This window comes from Vibrio sp. CCB-PB317 (assembly GCF_022808245.1).
In the GTDB taxonomy this organism is placed as follows: Bacteria; Pseudomonadota; Gammaproteobacteria; order Enterobacterales; family Vibrionaceae; genus Vibrio; species Vibrio diabolicus.
In genome coordinates this window covers 299,368-315,413 of the sequence record NZ_JALGNU010000001.1, presented here as the reverse complement: position 1 = coordinate 315,413, position 16,046 = coordinate 299,368, and the positions used below count along the sequence as shown (strand labels likewise).

General features: G+C 47.3%; 18 protein-coding genes. 5 read left to right on the top strand and 13 right to left on the bottom strand.

Annotated elements, in window-relative coordinates; genetic code table 11:
• Positions 1-72: 72 nt before the first annotated feature.
• The 3 genes from MTR11_RS01515 to MTR11_RS01505 form a co-directional block, all read right to left on the bottom strand.
• Positions 73-468, bottom strand: coding sequence for a DUF1090 domain-containing protein (locus MTR11_RS01515; RefSeq protein ID WP_005394961.1), 396 nt, complete (start codon positions 466-468; stop codon positions 73-75).
• Positions 469-573: 105 nt separating this feature from the next.
• A complete protein-coding gene (gene greB, locus MTR11_RS01510) occupies positions 574-1,065 on the bottom strand; it encodes a transcription elongation factor GreB (RefSeq protein WP_005394962.1) in 492 nt (163 codons plus the stop codon).
• A 117-nt stretch (positions 1,066-1,182) separates the two neighbouring features.
• Entirely contained in the window at positions 1,183-3,063 is a 1,881-nt protein-coding gene (locus MTR11_RS01505) for an ATP-dependent zinc protease (RefSeq protein ID WP_104971142.1), read from the bottom strand.
• Positions 3,064-3,292: 229 nt separating this feature from the next.
• On the opposite strand from MTR11_RS01505, the gene MTR11_RS01500 reads away from it, so the two are divergent.
• Positions 3,293-5,614, top strand: coding sequence for a Tex family protein (locus MTR11_RS01500; protein ID WP_074191898.1), 2,322 nt, complete (start codon positions 3,293-3,295; stop codon positions 5,612-5,614).
• Positions 5,615-5,718: 104 nt separating this feature from the next.
• On the opposite strand, the gene MTR11_RS01495 is transcribed toward MTR11_RS01500, so the two are convergent.
• Positions 5,719-6,183 (bottom strand): hypothetical protein, encoded by a 465-nt coding sequence (locus MTR11_RS01495; protein WP_005379316.1) that lies wholly within the window; start codon positions 6,181-6,183, stop codon positions 5,719-5,721.
• A 124-nt stretch (positions 6,184-6,307) separates the two neighbouring features.
• Positions 6,308-7,075 (bottom strand): pimeloyl-ACP methyl ester esterase BioH, encoded by a 768-nt coding sequence (gene bioH / locus MTR11_RS01490; RefSeq protein ID WP_182019147.1) that lies wholly within the window; start codon positions 7,073-7,075, stop codon positions 6,308-6,310.
• A gap of 84 nt (positions 7,076-7,159) precedes the next feature.
• Between bioH and MTR11_RS01485 the strand changes: the two genes are divergently transcribed.
• From MTR11_RS01485 to cysQ, 4 genes are all read left to right on the top strand, one after another.
• On the top strand, positions 7,160-7,885 hold the full coding sequence (locus MTR11_RS01485) for a ComF family protein (protein WP_243326920.1): 726 nt from the start codon (positions 7,160-7,162) through the stop codon (positions 7,883-7,885).
• A gap of 97 nt (positions 7,886-7,982) precedes the next feature.
• Positions 7,983-8,567, top strand: coding sequence for a Fe-S biogenesis protein NfuA (gene nfuA, locus MTR11_RS01480; protein WP_005394968.1), 585 nt, complete (start codon positions 7,983-7,985; stop codon positions 8,565-8,567).
• Positions 8,568-8,743: 176 nt separating this feature from the next.
• Complete coding sequence (gene nudE, locus MTR11_RS01475; protein WP_005394971.1) at positions 8,744-9,313, top strand: ADP compounds hydrolase NudE; 570 nt, start codon at positions 8,744-8,746, stop codon at positions 9,311-9,313.
• A 44-nt stretch (positions 9,314-9,357) separates the two neighbouring features.
• The gene (gene cysQ, locus MTR11_RS01470) at positions 9,358-10,185 is read left to right on the top strand and encodes a 3'(2'),5'-bisphosphate nucleotidase CysQ (protein WP_054867792.1); all 828 of its coding nucleotides are present in this window, start codon (positions 9,358-9,360) and stop codon (positions 10,183-10,185) included.
• 301 nt (positions 10,186-10,486) lie between these two features.
• Here cysQ and MTR11_RS01465 read toward each other — a convergent pair whose 3' ends face one another.
• From MTR11_RS01465 to gspG, 8 genes are read right to left on the bottom strand one after another with little or no spacing between them, the layout of a single operon-like run.
• Positions 10,487-11,248 (bottom strand): type II secretion system protein N, encoded by a 762-nt coding sequence (locus MTR11_RS01465; RefSeq protein ID WP_054867791.1) that lies wholly within the window; start codon positions 11,246-11,248, stop codon positions 10,487-10,489.
• Between the two features lies 1 nt (position 11,249).
• The gene (locus tag MTR11_RS01460; RefSeq protein WP_012841219.1) at positions 11,250-11,741 is read right to left on the bottom strand and encodes a type II secretion system protein M; all 492 of its coding nucleotides are present in this window, start codon (positions 11,739-11,741) and stop codon (positions 11,250-11,252) included.
• Between the two features lie 7 nt (positions 11,742-11,748).
• A complete protein-coding gene (gene gspL, locus MTR11_RS01455; protein ID WP_243326919.1) occupies positions 11,749-12,951 on the bottom strand; it encodes a type II secretion system protein GspL in 1,203 nt (400 codons plus the stop codon).
• Positions 12,920-13,930, bottom strand: coding sequence for a type II secretion system minor pseudopilin GspK (gspK, locus tag MTR11_RS01450; protein WP_243326917.1), 1,011 nt, complete (start codon positions 13,928-13,930; stop codon positions 12,920-12,922). The genes gspL and gspK overlap by 32 nt, the downstream gene beginning before the upstream one ends.
• On the bottom strand, positions 13,923-14,600 hold the full coding sequence (gene gspJ, locus MTR11_RS01445) for a type II secretion system minor pseudopilin GspJ (RefSeq protein WP_047009392.1): 678 nt from the start codon (positions 14,598-14,600) through the stop codon (positions 13,923-13,925). Before gspJ ends, gspK begins: the two co-directional genes overlap by 8 nt.
• Positions 14,587-14,982, bottom strand: a complete 396-nt coding sequence (gspI, locus tag MTR11_RS01440) for a type II secretion system minor pseudopilin GspI (protein ID WP_031780439.1) — start codon at positions 14,980-14,982, stop codon at positions 14,587-14,589. Before gspI ends, gspJ begins: the two co-directional genes overlap by 14 nt.
• Positions 14,963-15,565, bottom strand: coding sequence for a type II secretion system minor pseudopilin GspH (gspH, locus tag MTR11_RS01435; RefSeq protein WP_046874189.1), 603 nt, complete (start codon positions 15,563-15,565; stop codon positions 14,963-14,965). The genes gspI and gspH overlap by 20 nt, the downstream gene beginning before the upstream one ends.
• 30 nt (positions 15,566-15,595) lie before the next feature.
• Positions 15,596-16,039, bottom strand: a complete 444-nt coding sequence (gspG, locus tag MTR11_RS01430; protein WP_005394985.1) for a type II secretion system major pseudopilin GspG — start codon at positions 16,037-16,039, stop codon at positions 15,596-15,598.
• Between the last annotated feature and the right edge of the window lie 7 nt (positions 16,040-16,046).

Here is a 16,046-nt window from a genome sequence, read left to right as displayed (position 1 = left end):
TGCTCAAGCAAATTGTTACTCTTTTTATCTTAAGCGCTTTATTCTCTCTCTAGCAGGTATTTTCGGCACCTACTATTGACCATAATTCCATTCCAGTTCACGTTTGGCCTCAAGCAGCTCTTGCTGTGCCTCAGCCAATTTGTGACGTTTTTTCTCGATTTTGTCTGCTTTCCCTGAACGCTGCGCTTCCGCTAATTCTTGCTCACGCTCCTCAACGTCTCGCGCCTTTTCGTCCACTTCCGCTTGCAGTTCTTGACGCAGTTCACCTTCCGAACATTCATTCTGAATAGCGGTAAGTGCCTGTTCTAAGCCTTTAATTCGATGTTCATTACCTTGTGCTTTCGCATACTCAAGCTGCTGTTCTACCGCTAACTCTTTGGCGTCACAGCCTTTCACTTCATCTTGAGCAAAAACTGAGAGTGAGAATCCTATTGTTAGTGCAGCGCTACACATGACTGCTTTGTTCATTTTACTTCTCCGATAAAGGCACCATGCCTTTGTATCCAATAAGCTGACGTTGAGACTCAAGTCACTTCCAGTGAACTTCAAGAGACTTGAATCAGTGATAAAGCCTCAGTCTTCCAAGGCTGGTTTGTTGTATTCAATCGAGTTAATGAACCACTCTTTTTCACCTTCTGGGGTGCGTACCGTGAATTCTTCATCCACTTGCTTTTTCAACATCGCTCGCGCCATAGGTGAATCGATAGAGATGTAGTCTTTCGCATCTCCATAAATCTCTTCAGGCCCAACAATGCGGAACTTCTTCACCTCTCCTGCCTCATTTTCTATTTCAACCCAAGCACCAAAAAAGACTTTGCCTTCTTGCTGCGGAGAATAGTCAACGATCGTGACTTCAGGCAGAAACTTGCGAAGAAATCGAACACGACGGTCGATCTGACGAAGCAGACGTTTATTGAAGGTGTAATCCGCATTTTCTGAGCGATCGCCCAGGCTCGCCGCCCAGGTGACAATTTTGGTGATTTCAGGACGCTTTTCATTCCAAAGGTAATCATGCTCTTGTTTGAGTTTGTTATAACCTTCACGGGTAATCAGCTTAGTTTTCAAGTTAACTCCTATCTCAACTAAAAAATGCCGCTCTTGAGCAGCATTAAGGAGATGATATACCCAAAGCCCTGGCTTCGTTCGGGCTTTGGGTATCAAGATAATAAGGCGGCCAGAGTGCTACTTTTCGTAATCTGGTTTTTGCGTCACGATGTAATTCGTATCACTCGAAACAACCGCGCCATGTTTTAGGAAGTTTTTACCTAAAATCATGCTGTAATGGAAGCGACCTCGGTCTTGCAAATTGACTCGGATCTTCTTCTCTAACTCGCCAAGTTTAACGTGCATTTCTACTACCGGCCGTTCGTTGGCCTTTTCTCCTTTTTTGGCCGTTATACGCATGACATCCACCACCTCACGGGTAAACGCCTTGGTCATGCCTAGATCGTTTTCATAAGTAAAGCTCACCATATCTTTACCGTCTTTTTGAAAGCGCTTGATGTCCTTGGCATTAATCGAGCTCACGTCAGCACCAGTGTCCAATTTAACAGGGAAAGACATCCCTTCCACTTCAGCCACTTCGATATGACCGGCTTTGAAAAGCGGTCTTGCATCTAGTAAATGGTCGGCGCGAGTATTCAGCAGCACACCGCCTTTGGCGATGTCATGACCAAAAACGAAAAATGGTTGCGTCTCGTCTTCATCTAGCACATCGAGTGCAAATTCCATTGATGTCTCTTTGCTACCGAAAAGGAAATCGCCATCAACAACGGGACGCACAGTGCTACCCACTTTGAGTTTTTTCACCACAGGCTTGGTAATTTTTTCTTCTTTGCCCTCATCGTTCATTAAATAAAACGTGACGGATTCATCCTTACCTTTTTCTGTTACTTCAAAGCCATTTACACGCAGTAATGGCGTTTTCACCGTAAACGTGGGGTAAGCAGGAACGGTATAACCATCAATGGTGACTTGTTCTTCCGGTGAAATCACGAGGGGCTTTGACTTGAGTGCGCTCTTGAACGTTTTTTCAACACCGCCCAATAGGTTTTCTCTGTCGGTATCAATCACAAAGTGTTGGCTCGCGACATCCTGACCCAAGCGAATTTGTGAACTGAACTTACTGCGGTCACGCAAATAGACTAACCAACGTTGGGTTTCGTTTTCGTCAATTTTCACTGGTAAGTAGACCAACGGACGCTCGCTTTTGGTGGTTTTCAGCATGCGTACCAAAGGTAACGTCATTGGGTGGCGCTTGCCGTTTTCACCTTCTAGCGTGAAAGAAACTGCATTGTTCTTTTTATCAACCTTGATATCCAGTGCGTGAACGTTGGTGTAGCGGCTGGTGGTTGATATGCTGATCTTGTATGGCACGCCCTCGACTTCCACCGTCTCTTTTTTGCCGATCATTTTTGCGCTTGGTTGCTCTTGAAGATAGTCGTAGCCAGCGAATACCCACGCATTGTTATCGAGATAGGTTTTACCAATCAAGATAGGAGAAGAGAATTGCGTGCGCTTGGTCAGATTCACTTCTGTATCAACGGTATGGCCTGCAATCGTCATCGGCATTTTTATCGTCGGGCGTAAAATAGGCTTTTTGCTTGTTCGACTACGAATGGCGCTCACTCGCTCCAGATCATCGGTAATCTGTATTTCTTTTCCTGTGTAAGGATGAGGAACCGTAAAGCTCACCTTCACTTGATATGGTTTAAAAGTATCGGCATCCCACTTCGCCTTCGTCCCACCTAAATCATCGACAATCGCCCACAACAACTCGTTGTCTTTCAAGTTCTGGTAGTCAGGATGAGAGCTACTGACATGGATGTTCTCTGCATGCATAGACGTGGTGTCAGCACCAGTATCAATCTTGCCAATAAATGGTACCGCTTTTAGCTCTGGAATATCACTGTAGTAAACGCTCTCCACTCGTCCAAGCACCAACTTGTCATCAAGCTGATATACAGGGTCTTGTGTGGTTGCTGATATGGATTGTGCCCAACTAAGCGGGGCGACAAGTAAGGCACTCGTAAGCGCTAACGCCAAAGACATTTTTTTCATCATGATTATCCGTATAAGCCGAGGTACATTTAGTTATATCAATAACCGTGGATATAGGTTAGTCGATAGTTGCGGATATAAGTTCTCAATTTAATTACAGTTTTGACACAAATCTGACTGATGTCCACCAGCGCCCGGTAAATTTTTGTCTCGTTAATTTAAAACATTGCAAATTCTTCGAACGACCCCAATGTTCTATACAACCCAAACCGAATTGAAAGAGAAAACACGGATGAGCCAAGCTATCTGTCGTATGATTGCTCAAGAACTGAATGTTCGCCCTGAGCAAGTCAACGCCGCTGTCACCCTAATTGATGACGGTAACACCGTCCCTTTTATTGCACGTTACCGCAAAGAGGTGACGGGTGGCCTTGATGATACCCAACTGCGTACTCTGGACAGCCGTCTGTCTTACCTTCGTGAAATGGATGACCGCCGTCAAACCATTCTCAAATCGATCCAAGAGCAAGGCAAACTGACGCCTGAGCTTGAGCAAGAAATTATTCAAGCCGATAGCAAGACTCGTCTTGAAGACCTTTACTTACCTTACAAACCTAAACGCCGCACTAAAGGCCAAATCGCCATTGAAGCCGGCCTAGAACCGCTAGCTGACATGCTGTGGAATCATCCGCAAACCGAGCCAGAAAGCGAAGCAAGTAAATATCTTGATGCCGACAAAGGCATCACAGATACCAAAGCCGCCCTAGACGGTGCCCGTGCGATCATCATGGAACGCATTGCTGAAGACGCAAACTTACTGGAAAAAATCCGTAACCACTTAAATCGTAATGCGGAACTTGTCTCACGAGTCGTTGAAGGAAAAGAGCAAGAAGGTGAGAAGTTCAAAGATTACTTCAATCACAACGAACCGCTGAGCAAAGTCCCTTCTCACCGTGCACTTGCGATGTTGCGCGGCCGCAATGAAGGCTTCCTGACTTTAGCCATGAACGCTGACCCAGAGCAGGAAGAAGGTGCTCGCCAATCTTACTGTGAAACCATCATTGCCGACCATTATGGCGTGACGTTAAGTAGCGCACCAGCAGATGCATGGCGCAAACAAGTGATCAGCTGGGCATGGCGCATCAAAGTATCGATGCACATGGAAACCGAGCTAATGGGCGCAATGAAAGAGCGTGCTGAAATTGAAGCGATTGAAGTATTTGCGACTAACCTAAAAGATTTGTTAATGGCGGCGCCAGCAGGTCCTCGTGCAACACTTGGTCTCGATCCTGGTCTGCGTACCGGTTCAAAAATCGCGGTTGTCGATTCAACGGGTAAAGTTCTGGCTACAGAAACCATCTACCCTCACCCTCCGCAAAAACAATACGACAAATCAGCGCAAATCGTTGACCAGTTAGTGCGTAAGTACAACGTGGATTTAATTGCGATTGGTAACGGCACGGCTTCTCGTGAAACCGATAGCTTTGTCGCAGACGTAATCAAACGCGGCAACCTAAAAGTTCAGAAAATCATCGTCAGCGAAGCAGGCGCATCAGTGTACTCGGCCTCTGAACTCGCAGCGAAAGAGTTCCCGAATATGGACGTATCACTGCGTGGTGCAGTGTCGATTGCGCGTCGTTTGCAAGATCCATTGGCTGAGCTCGTGAAAATCGATCCGAAATCGATCGGTGTGGGTCAATACCAGCACGATGTAAGCCAATCTATGTTGGCAAAACGCCTAGATGCGATTGTGGAAGACTGTGTAAACGCGGTTGGCGTTGATGTGAACACGGCTTCTGCCGCACTATTAACGCGCGTAGCAGGCTTATCAAGCACCATCGCGCAGAACATTGTCGACTTCCGCGACGAAAATGGCCGCTTCGAAGCACGTACGACGTTGAAGAAAGTACCTCGCTTGGGTCCTAAAGCGTTCGAACAGTGTGCTGGCTTCCTACGTATTATGGACGGCAAGAACCCACTTGATGCTTCAGCGGTCCACCCGGAAGCGTACCCAGTAGTCAAAGCAATTGCTGAGAAAAACAGCAAAGACATCAAGGCACTGATTGGTGACTCAGCATTCCTTAAAGGCTTACACGCTGTGGATTATACCGATGAACACTTTGGTGTCCCAACGGTTACCGATATCATCAAAGAACTGGATAAACCGGGTCGTGACCCACGTCCTGAATTCAAGACCGCTACGTTTGCAGAAGGCGTAAATTCAGTTTCTGATCTAGAACCGGGTATGATACTAGAAGGCGTGGTCTCGAACGTAGCCAACTTTGGTGCCTTCGTCGATATCGGTGTTCACCAAGATGGTCTGGTCCACATTTCTGCGCTGACTGACCGCTATGTTTCTGATCCACGTGAAGTCGTGAAAGCAGGTGACATCGTCAAGGTAAAAGTGATGGAAGTGGACGTACAGCGTAAGCGTATTGGTCTATCGATGCGTTTGAACGACGAGCCGGGTCAAGATAACCGTAGCCAACGCTCATCAGCAGCGCCACGTCGTAATGACCAAGCACAACGTCGTCAGCCTCGCCGCGATGAGTCTTCATCGAACAGTGCAATGGGCGGTGCTTTTGCGGCGGCGTTTGCTAAAGCGAAAAAGTAATCTCGCCTAGGCTCACCGCTAACGAGCTTTCATAGCTAAAAAGAAAACGCTCCAATCAGTTCAATCTGCTTGGAGCGTTTTTGTTTGAGTAGGATATTGAGTCGTCATAATACTGCTATCACTTCTGACGGGGTATGGGGAGCGACTGCATGACCATAATGAAACTTGATCACCTTCCTGCGCTTTTCCATTAATCCTTCATTGATCGCAGCATCCAAAATGCGCTTTGGTAAGCGAAAACGAATTGCGTAGCCCTTACCTTGGTCTTCACTGTACGACTTGAGCGCAAGCAAACTAAAAAGCCGTTCTAGTGTATCTTCCGGCTCTTCTTGATAACGCGTGTCGACTTCTGTTTCCATGTCATAATCAGGATGCTCTGAAGGATCCCAAGAAGACTGACGTCGGCGCTTGTCATCGCCTTTTACTTTTCGCTCTGCATTGGTTTTGGCCAATGCGACCGTTGGCGTCACAGGCTCTCGGACTTTATTGTCGCGAGCTGCTTGTTCCGTCTGCACATTCACGGATGGGGCGATCAGTGGCACACTTACGTTGGTCGGTGACACAATCATTGCGAACCCTCCTCAGAGTCGCCCAACTCGTCAATATGGCTTAGCTTTATTGGCTAATAAAACCTCACCAACCTTTATATCGACCACTTTTTAAACAGCTTGAGCTTTTTCCGCTTGTATTTGACTAATCGTGAGCAAACTCTCGAATTTGGGCACAAAACTCGTCATGTTCGGTCATAAAGGGCGCATGAGAGGACTGATTGAAAACAAACTGCTGAGTATGAGGTAACTGTTCACTTAAATCATTCGCCACTTTAATCGGCACCAATCCATCCAAACGACCATAAAGACGCAGCATTGGTACAGAAAGAGACGTCAATGCATCGCGCAGATCCACATCAGCAAGGATGTTTAGTCCAACCAACAGCGACTCAGGGTTTGGCTGAGGGCGCGACAGTACCGCTTGCTTGAGTTGTTTCACATCTTTGCGTGCAGATGGACTGCCCATCGCTTGTAACGCCATAAAGCGCTCAATGGTCAGTGAAAAATCGTCTAACAACTGAGAGGTGAACGCGCTCAGTACATTCGGTTGAATGCCGCGCCACGGTTTTTCTGCGGCGAATTTTGGTGAACTGGCTACGGTGATCAACTTAGTCACACGCTCGGGCATGTTTAATGCGACATGCGTCGCCACTAAGCCTCCGAGGGACCAGCCAAGCCAAATCGCTTTCTTTGGCGCACTTTGCGCGACCAAGTTAGCAATATGGTCTAAATCTTCACCATGATGCTCGGCACTGTGTCCATAGCCCGGAAGGTCAACAACATGAACACGGAAATCAGTTTGAAGTGATTCGACGGTTTGCTGCCAAACCGCGCCATTCATACCCCAACCATGTAACAACACCAGATCTGGTCCTTCACCAAACGACTGCCAATGTAATTTCGTGCTCATGCTCTCAATCTCTCCCACTAATTTTATTCCCTACGCCATCAGCCAAGCGTTAGGCTGAGTAAAATATCACCATGAATAAGCGCTATGTTATCTCATCACTGGCAAAACATCATGCATCGCGTGTTGAGCAGTCAATGCGGTCTGTGTCGATTCCCGATTCAAACACCAAACCACACAAATACTCTGCGCTGGTGCGAGCACTGTTTAAAATACCTAACTCCGGTAAAACGATGTCAACGCTGCGGTTTATCATTACAGAAAGAAGAAATGAGTACGGATAGTATTTGTGGTAAATGTCTTTCAGAGCCACCGCCATGGCAAAGGCTATACACGTTAGGCGATTACGACTTTCCCCTTTCACGGGAAGTACAACGCTTTAAAGATCACGGAGAGTCTTGGCATGTAAAAGCATTAACCGAGCAACTGGCACAGCGCATCACCACGCCAGCTCCAATCATTACCAGTGTGCCATTGCACTGGCAGCGTTACCTGCGCCGGGGCTTTAATCAAAGTGATGTTTTAGCCCGACACCTCGCCAAGCAATTGCAGACCAATTTCGACGCGAAGGTCTTTCGCCGGGTCAGAGTCGCCCAATCACAGCGCGGCAATACCAAAGCGAGCCGTGAACAAAACTTAAAAGGCGCATTTGTTCTCAATAAGCGACCACCATCTTCCCACGTTGCCATCGTCGATGATGTGGTCACCACAGGCAGTACCGTCCGACAATTATGTCATTTACTACTTGAAGTTGGCGTAGAAAGCATCGATATTTACTGCATCTGCAGAACACCTGCTCCTCGTTCTCTCTAGATCGCTTCGCCATGCCTTAGCATCAAAAAGACTAGACCCATACGTCAACAAGAGTAGAATAGCAGCAGTAACCTACAAATTTACTCGGGTATTCGTCGTGTCAAATATTACTATTACAGAAACTGCGCAAACGCATTTCGCTAACCTTTTAGGTCAACAGCCTGAAGGGACTAACATTCGTATTTTCGTTGTGAACCCAGGTACACAAAACGCTGAGTGTGGCGTGTCTTACTGCCCACCAGAAGCAGTAGAAGCGACCGACACTGAAATCCCTTACAGCGGTTTTTCAGCTTACGTGGATGAGCTAAGTCTGCCATTCCTTGAAGACGCTGAAATCGATTTTGTTACCGATAAAATGGGCTCTCAGCTAACGCTAAAAGCTCCGAACGCTAAAATGCGTAAAGTTGCGGACGACGCGCCACTGGTTGAGCGCGTTGAATACGTTATCCAAACTCAAGTCAACCCACAGCTTGCTGGCCACGGTGGTCACGTAAACTTGGTTGAGATCACTGAAGACGGCATTGCTATTGTTGCATTTGGTGGCGGCTGTAATGGCTGTTCTATGGTTGACGTAACACTAAAAGAAGGCATCGAGAAAGAACTGCTAAACCAATTCGTTGGTGAACTAACCGCAGTTCGTGATGCTACAGAACATGACCGTGGTGATCACTCTTACTACTAAGAGTAAATACGGTCAGAAAATGGGAGGCTTCGGTCTCCCATTTTTGTATCGATACTGAGGTAACCTTGAGATGCTTAGTTCTGCCCGCAAAATCCGCTAGAAACTCAGGCGGAGTTCTCATATATTAAGAATCTTACGCATCTCGTAAACGCCAACGACACCAAGGAGCCAGCGCCATGTCGAAACGGACCCCACCAGAGATACTCTCATGCCAAACAGTCGCAAAATCCAAACTGTTTGCCGTGGAAGCGCTCGACCTTCGTTTTTCCAATGGTGAACACCGTACTTATGAACGCATGAAGCCAAGTGGACGCGATGCGGTGATGGTGGTTCCTGTGACTGAGCAAGGCGATTTATTACTGGTACGTGAATACGCCGCTGGGACTGAACGCTACGAGTTGGGCTTCCCGAAGGGGTTGATTGATCCAGGTGAAACCCCACACCAAGCTGCGGATCGAGAATTAAAAGAAGAAATCGGCTTTGGCTGCAATCAGCTGACTCCGTTGAAACAAGTTATCCTCGCGCCGTCTTACTTTTCGAGCAAAATGACTCTATTTTTAGGACAGGCGCTTTATCCAGAGAAGCAAGAAGGCGATGAGCCTGAGCCACTGGAAATTGTGCGTTGGCCACTTGCGCAAGCCGAAGAGTTATTAACTCACATGGATTTCTGTGAAGCACGAAGCATCACCGCGCTAATGTTGGCACTGAAACACTTACCAAACACCACTCACAAACATAACCAATAACGGTCATGAGAACCGAATAATACTGTGAGTAAGGACTATCACTTATGCCAATGACAAAAGATCTATCTCACCTGCTTCCTCAAGTCATCGAAATTGCCCGTAGTGCCGGGCAAATGATCCTCGAAATATATGAAAAAAAACAGTACGAGGCCTACACAAAAAGTGACGAGACTCCGGTAACGAGCGCAGATATCGCGGCTCACAAGCTCATCACAGAACGCTTGAGTGAACTCACACCCGACATTCCCGTATTGTCAGAAGAAGACGCAGACATCAGCCTCCAGCAACGAGCTCAGTGGGAACGGTATTGGTTAGTCGACCCTCTCGATGGTACTCAAGAATTCATCGCTCGCAGCGGCGACTTTGCGACTATTATTGCACTGGTCGACAACAACAAACCAACCATGGGGGTCGTTTATGGCCCTGTCTCTGGCGTGACTTATTACGCTTATAGTGGCAAAGGTGCTTGGAAAATTCCCGACATGTCGGACAGCGTAAAAATCCATACGCACAAACACGAGCAGCCAGGGCAAAGCATCGCGATTGCTATTAGCCGCCGTCAAGACATCAATCGCATCACTAGCCGCATGAGCAGTGCTTGGAATTACGATTTAATTCCGCTCGGCTCTGCGGCATTAAAAGCGTGTCTTGTTGCAGAAGGCGCTGTGGATTGCTATCTCAGACTAGGCCCAACAGGTGAGTGGGACACCGCCGCGACACAGTGCATTGTTGAAGAAGCGGGCGGTCGCATTCTCAGCACGCAATTGGAGCCGCTGTCATATAACGAGCGGGAAACGCTAGAGAACCCAAACTTTATTGTGCTTGGTGACGCGGATTTACCTTGGAATGAGATTTTACAACGCAAAGATTAAGCGCTCTATCCGTAAAGTTAGCGCCTAAGTACTAGCAATTGAAAGGCCACGGATATGTTCGTGGCCTTTTCTTTTTTTACCTGTTTGTACAGCGTTAGGAGCATTTGGCCTACTATGTTCCAATCGCTTAAAGTGCTGAACACAAGAAAACAAACCCCTTAGAATCATAACCTTATAATTAAATCTCATTATCACCACGATCTTTGTACAGCGAATAGAGGGTTTCGCCTACTATGATCCAAAAGCAAAAAGAGCTGCACAATCGCAGCTCTTTGAGAGTTTTGGTTTTTGTCATGATAGGTTAGAAGCGACCTTGGTAATTAAACTCGTATTGACCTTGAGGGTTCGGCTTGCCCAACCATTTCAGTTGCTCACTCATGCTGGATGGGAACTCAGCTCCTGGCTTAAACCAAGCTTTGGTTGAGTATCGCTGATTAGGCATCAGCTCTGCCGAAAACGCCGCTGAGACTTGTTTGCTGCTTTGCTCACCAGTCGCTGTCAACACACTGTCCTGACAGTTTAGATCGGCAATCACAGGACCGAGTTCAAGGCTACCAACAGGGCTTTGAATACCACTGGCATTCCATACCAAAGTGCCTTCACCATTCTTACACCAAGGCGCGGCATAAGTCGCATGACGAATATTTAACTCAAGTTGCCCATCAACGCCGACGGGCACAGGGAGACGTGCTTGCTCAACAACTTTTACTGCTGGGATCGAGGCAACTAAGTTTTTGGCATAAGGACCACCACTCAAGCTATAGCCAACAAAACCGCGACCACGAACGTCCATTTCACTACCACGACCAAAGCGTACGGCAAACTCAGCTTTACCAGTTAGTAGACTCGACCATTGGAAATCCCAATTAACTTCTCCAAGGTTCTGGCGCTGCCAACGAACACTAGAAGCTTGACCTTGCCATACAGAGCCATTGGCTCCCTGAATGTCTAGTCCTCTCACGGTTGGTGCTTGCTGTAACACCCAAGAAACGGGTAATCCCATTAAAAGACTGACTGAAAAAAAGACGATAAAGATAACAACGTAAAGTACTGCTCGCTTCACCTTAACCTCGCTTAAACTGAAGGCGGTTCACATCAATCATGCCCGCTTGATCCGTTCGGTCGATATCTAAAAATTCGACTTCAATACCCTGTTGCTCTTTCAAGTAACGTAACCAATCCACCAGCTGATTAAACGCGAGTGGTTTGATCCACACCTGAACACTCTCATTGCGAGGTTGTACTCGAATCAACTCAACTTTATAACGACGGGCTGAAGAAGAAACCAGTTGATTCAACGGTTGGCTAGAGTAGCTCACACCGCTGCTTTTGCGCAGTGCAGTAATGCCATCCGCTTTATCTTGTACCCAAGCCAGCAACTGTTTTTCACTTTGAATACGTGATTGAGCTAGCTCCGCCCGTTGGCTCATTGGCTGTAGCAATCCCCAATAGATAATACCGATAACGGCAATAGCGCCACATCCCATGACCAAACGCTGCTCACGCTGTGAGATGCTGCTCCACCAAGCCTGAGCTTGAGAAATTAAGTTTTTCATCATCACCTCACAAACGCTTCAAAACAAAGCTGCCAACCACAACGTTATCGCTACGGTTCAGCTGTCCTTGCTCAACATTAAACTTCTCTGCCAATTTCACACGAGCCTGCTCAAAAGGTTGGAAGTCTGAACTGCGAGCTTGAATTCGCACTTCGCCACGTTGACCATCATATTTAAAGCTGGTGATTTCCAAATCGCTGACCTGACCAAGTGTCGCGGGCAGTGCCGCCAACCAAGACAACATCGCCTGCTGACCGCCACCACCAGATAAGCGGCGCTCTTCATCATCCATTTGTCGTTTGAGATAACTAACGGTAGGAATTCGTCGTTTATTCGGGAACACCTGGCGGAAAATACGCTCACTCTCCTTACGATACGCTTGTGCTTGTGCTTCGTACTTGTGGACGACGAGCAACTGCTGCGCAACCATGACGACGATAAGCACGCCCGCAGCAATGGTGGCTTTTTGCCAGAGCTTCCAGTATTTACCCCAAGAAGATTTAGGCTTGAAGATCCCGGTCAGCAAATTGACTTTGCTTTCTGTAACCCCCTTCGCCAGTAACCCCATGGTCATTTCTTCTGGCTGCGGCTCCCATACTTCAGGTAACGCAGATTCAGGGACTGAGCTATAGCAATCGAGCTTCCAACCTTCATGATTTTGTAGATAAGAAGAGAGGTAAAGGTCTAACCAAGAAGCATCGACAACCGCACCCTCTGTCGCTGAGTGACGAATCAACCATTGATCACCAAGCATCGCGGCACTGCTATGCTCTCCCTGAACAGGTAGCGCAAGCACATCTGGCAAGATGCGTTTGATGGTGATGCCTTGGCTTGAAAAACGCTGCAATACGGTCTGAATCCAAGCGCGTTCAACAGCGCACACTTGCGCTTTATCCGCTTGTTTACCTAACACGGTAAAGTGAAGGCCATCAACGTCCTGCGCGACTTCATCTTCCACGAGGTACGGTAACATCGCGTCGAACTGACGTGTTGCGCCTGGCGGTATATCCACTTGCGTCAAGACCACATCATTACTCGCCAATAGCGCCACAACTTGGCGCTGACCTGCATAAGAGATCAACTCATCTAAGTGTTCCCATCCGGCGATTTCACCGCTGGCAATCACTTCCTGTTGATCTGTCGACCACACCACCCAAGGAATGGTACTTTGTTGTTCGCTACTCAGCCGAACGGTCAGAAACTCGCTCACTGATCCCTCCAAAACGACGGCGAACTACGGTCACCGTCTCTCTATTTGTACTTTGCAAAAGGCTTCGGATACGTACACGTGATTCATCCACCAACACTTGTGCATCCAATTCAAAAAAGGCGCTATCCACACCCAAATAGCCTTTGGCGTTTTTCTTTACATCTTCACTTAAGCCAGCGATCTCTGACTCAGCTAAAAACTCATCAATACTATCCCACCCATCAAACGGGCGTTTTTCTATTAGCTGAATAGCATCACTACTGCTTAAGCTTGGTGAGAACATCGCCACCAAAATCGGAGCTTGCTCGACTTCAATCGTATTTACGTTTAAACGCCAATCATCACTAGGCAATGCGCAGATTAGCGGTTCCAATTTTTGGAAAATCTCACCACTCACCTGATAAACCGCTCGCAACTCGGTGGCATCTGCCATCCAGCCATTTGACGCTAAATACGCGGGTTTCATCGCTTCATATGTGCTGTCTTCGACCCCGGTTGTGGAGCGAACGGTGTCATCAGCATCAATGTATTCCCAGGTAGAGTCTGCAATGATTTCTGCCTGATACGATTCAACATCCGATTCTTCCAATAAACGCTGCAGCACATTGACTAAATAAGGTCTTGCGATTTGCTGTCCCGTCGGTTGCACACGGCTCAATACATTGAGGTTAAAGCACGCTTGTTTGTCTCTAATTCGTCCCGTCGCTTGACCATAATCTAGCGGATAGACTTGTTCTTTTATTGCCCACGGCTGACTCATATTGATCGTATCGGTGTCTTTGTAGCTTTGCTCGATACCGACTTTTGCCAACGCCTCTACCCCAAGGCTATACCAATACGCTTGCTGGTAGTTAACTTGATTGGAGCCCCGCTGAAACTGCAAAAACAAACGCTCCGACATACTGGCGGCAACTGTCGCCATAATCGCCAGTAACATCAGCACAATAATCAAAGCGACACCGCGCTGACGATTAACCATTATTGCTGCCTCCTGAACTTCCTTCTTTCTGACTCAATGTGCCATCAGGAGTCAGATAGGTGCGGGCAATCTCTCCATAATCTTTGAGAGTAAGGATCACAGAAACCGCTTTCGGTAGCGATTTTTCGTCATCCCACTCTTTTTTCCATTGTTTACCATCGTAAAAACGCATATCAAACGATTCGACCTGCGTTAGTAATGGGGTAACGATGCCTTGTTGACCCACTGGCGTGTCAGGGTAGCGCCACCATACTCGTTGTAATGTTTCTTCTTTTAAACGATAGCCAACCTTGGTGACCTCCCCTCGGGGAAACTGCTGTTGAGGGTTGTGCCATCCTAAACGAGCAAACATTAGCCCTTTAGTGTCGGAGTCGAGCAAGTAATCTGACCAAAAAATCAGTTGGCTCGCGGGCTCTTCACCATTTGTCCGCGTTTGGCGCATCGCCATTTGACGAAAGTCATTATCCATCATCACCATGGCGCGCTGAATTTCATTTAAGCGCTGAGTTCGCTCTTGTGATAGCGCATTGCTGCGCTGCACTTGCGATACCACTTGATACGCGGCGACACTTAAACTGGCAAAGATGGCAATCGAGACCAACACTTCAATAAGTGTAAAACCTTTTACCAGTTGGCGCTTACTTGCGCGTGGATTCTTATTGCGCCACATAACTTCGTACCGTCACGACTGGGCTCGCGTTTTTCTCGAGCGCGACACTCACATCAAATGCTTTCAGCAATGGCTGCGTGGTGGCAACAGGCGTGATTTTCCAGTACCAAGTGCGCCCCGCCAGCTCTTCTGTGCCGTTCTTTACTTTAAGTTCACTGGTACTCAACATCACGTTGGCCATCTGATTATCCACAACCATAGCTGCAAACATTTTTTCTTCTAAATAACTGATCGTATTAATATGCTGGCTCACCGAGCGAATGACGCTGATGGCAGCGGTGGCGAAAATAGCCAGTGCGACTAATACTTCCAGTAGTGTCATGCCTCTCGTCCGGCGATGACTCCAATGTGGGCGAGCTTGCTTAGAATTGCGCATTCTCATCCTCTTTCACTTCTTCGCCCGGCGCTAGTAACAAGATTTGTCCACTTTCTTTTCCGATGACTCGCCACCCGTCATTAAAGGCGTCACCATTTTGCGGAAAAAAAGACAGAGTAAATGGCGTAACTTCTGCACTGGAAAAGATAAACACTTGCGGTGGCTTAACTTTCTTTTCGTCGTCGTCTTCTTCAGCAAACATGTCTTCATCAAAAAGAGAGCCCGGTTTGAATAGGCGATCATCATTATCCCAAGCACCGCCACCTAGCTCGAGCAGTAGCGTAATGTCATCTTCCAACTTGGTTTTGCTCGGAATCTGCTTTAACTCCAGAGGCTGCCAACCTTCCGCGGTCAAACTCAGTAGAGCGTACGTTGATTTAGCGTCATCCACACGAACGCCAAAGTCTTTACCGCTTAGTACGGCTTCTTCGTTAAGTAGCTGTAAACGCTGAAAAAAGCTTTGAGCATACTGTTTGGAAAGATCTTTTTGGCTGGTCGGTAATGTCGTGATCACGGCCACTGCCGTGAGGGATAGCAAAACCAGCACCAATAGAATTTCTATCAATGTAAAACCGTTGTGTTTTCGCATTTGCTTCATTAGTGCTGGCTTAAGCTCTATTTATTGGAAATCTTGCATGTTCCAGTTGCCAATATCTGCAGCTGGACCTTCTCCACCCTCTTGGCCATCTGCGCCTAGAGTGAAGATGTCAATCGTACCGTTATCACCTGGGCTTAGGTACTGGTACTGGTTACCCCAAGGGTCATTAGGAAGACGTTTGATGTAACCGCCATCACGGTAGTTACGAGGCTCTGGGTTAGAAGGCTTGCTAACTAATGCTTCCAGGCCTTGGTCTGTCGTTGGGTAAACGCTGTTATCCAACTTGTACATATCTAGGGCATTTTCCAGCGCTACGATGTCCGTAATCGCTTTTTGTTGGTCAGCCTTCTCTTTGTTACCCAATAGGTTTGGAACAACGAAACTTGCCAAAATACCAAGGATAACGACAACAACCATCACTTCTAAAAGTGTGAAACCGTGTTGTTTACTACGCTTAAATTTCATTTTTTTC

Bases quoted from the DNA above. Each gene is read 5' to 3' on its own strand.
- MTR11_RS01495 (WP_005379316.1), bottom strand. From the start codon at position 6,183: ATGATTGTGTCACCGACCAACGTAAGTGTGCCACTGATCGCCCCATCC.
- gspI (WP_031780439.1), bottom strand. From the start codon at position 14,982: ATGAGAATGCGCAATTCTAAGCAAGCTCGCCCACATTGGAGTCATCGC.
- nudE (WP_005394971.1), top strand. From the start codon at position 8,744: ATGTCGAAACGGACCCCACCAGAGATACTCTCATGCCAAACAGTCGCA.
- gspH (WP_046874189.1), bottom strand. From the start codon at position 15,565: ATGCGAAAACACAACGGTTTTACATTGATAGAAATTCTATTGGTGCTG.
- MTR11_RS01460 (WP_012841219.1), bottom strand. From the start codon at position 11,741: ATGAAAAACTTAATTTCTCAAGCTCAGGCTTGGTGGAGCAGCATCTCA.
- bioH (WP_182019147.1), bottom strand. From the start codon at position 7,075: ATGAGCACGAAATTACATTGGCAGTCGTTTGGTGAAGGACCAGATCTG.
- gspG (WP_005394985.1), bottom strand. From the start codon at position 16,039: ATGAAATTTAAGCGTAGTAAACAACACGGTTTCACACTTTTAGAAGTG.
- MTR11_RS01505 (WP_104971142.1), bottom strand. From the start codon at position 3,063: ATGATGAAAAAAATGTCTTTGGCGTTAGCGCTTACGAGTGCCTTACTT.
- MTR11_RS01485 (WP_243326920.1), top strand. From the start codon at position 7,160: ATGTTATCTCATCACTGGCAAAACATCATGCATCGCGTGTTGAGCAGT.
- MTR11_RS01515 (WP_005394961.1), bottom strand. From the start codon at position 468: ATGAACAAAGCAGTCATGTGTAGCGCTGCACTAACAATAGGATTCTCA.
- cysQ (WP_054867792.1), top strand. From the start codon at position 9,358: ATGCCAATGACAAAAGATCTATCTCACCTGCTTCCTCAAGTCATCGAA.
- MTR11_RS01500 (WP_074191898.1), top strand. From the start codon at position 3,293: ATGAGCCAAGCTATCTGTCGTATGATTGCTCAAGAACTGAATGTTCGC.
- gspK (WP_243326917.1), bottom strand. From the start codon at position 13,930: ATGGTTAATCGTCAGCGCGGTGTCGCTTTGATTATTGTGCTGATGTTA.
- gspJ (WP_047009392.1), bottom strand. From the start codon at position 14,600: ATGTGGCGCAATAAGAATCCACGCGCAAGTAAGCGCCAACTGGTAAAA.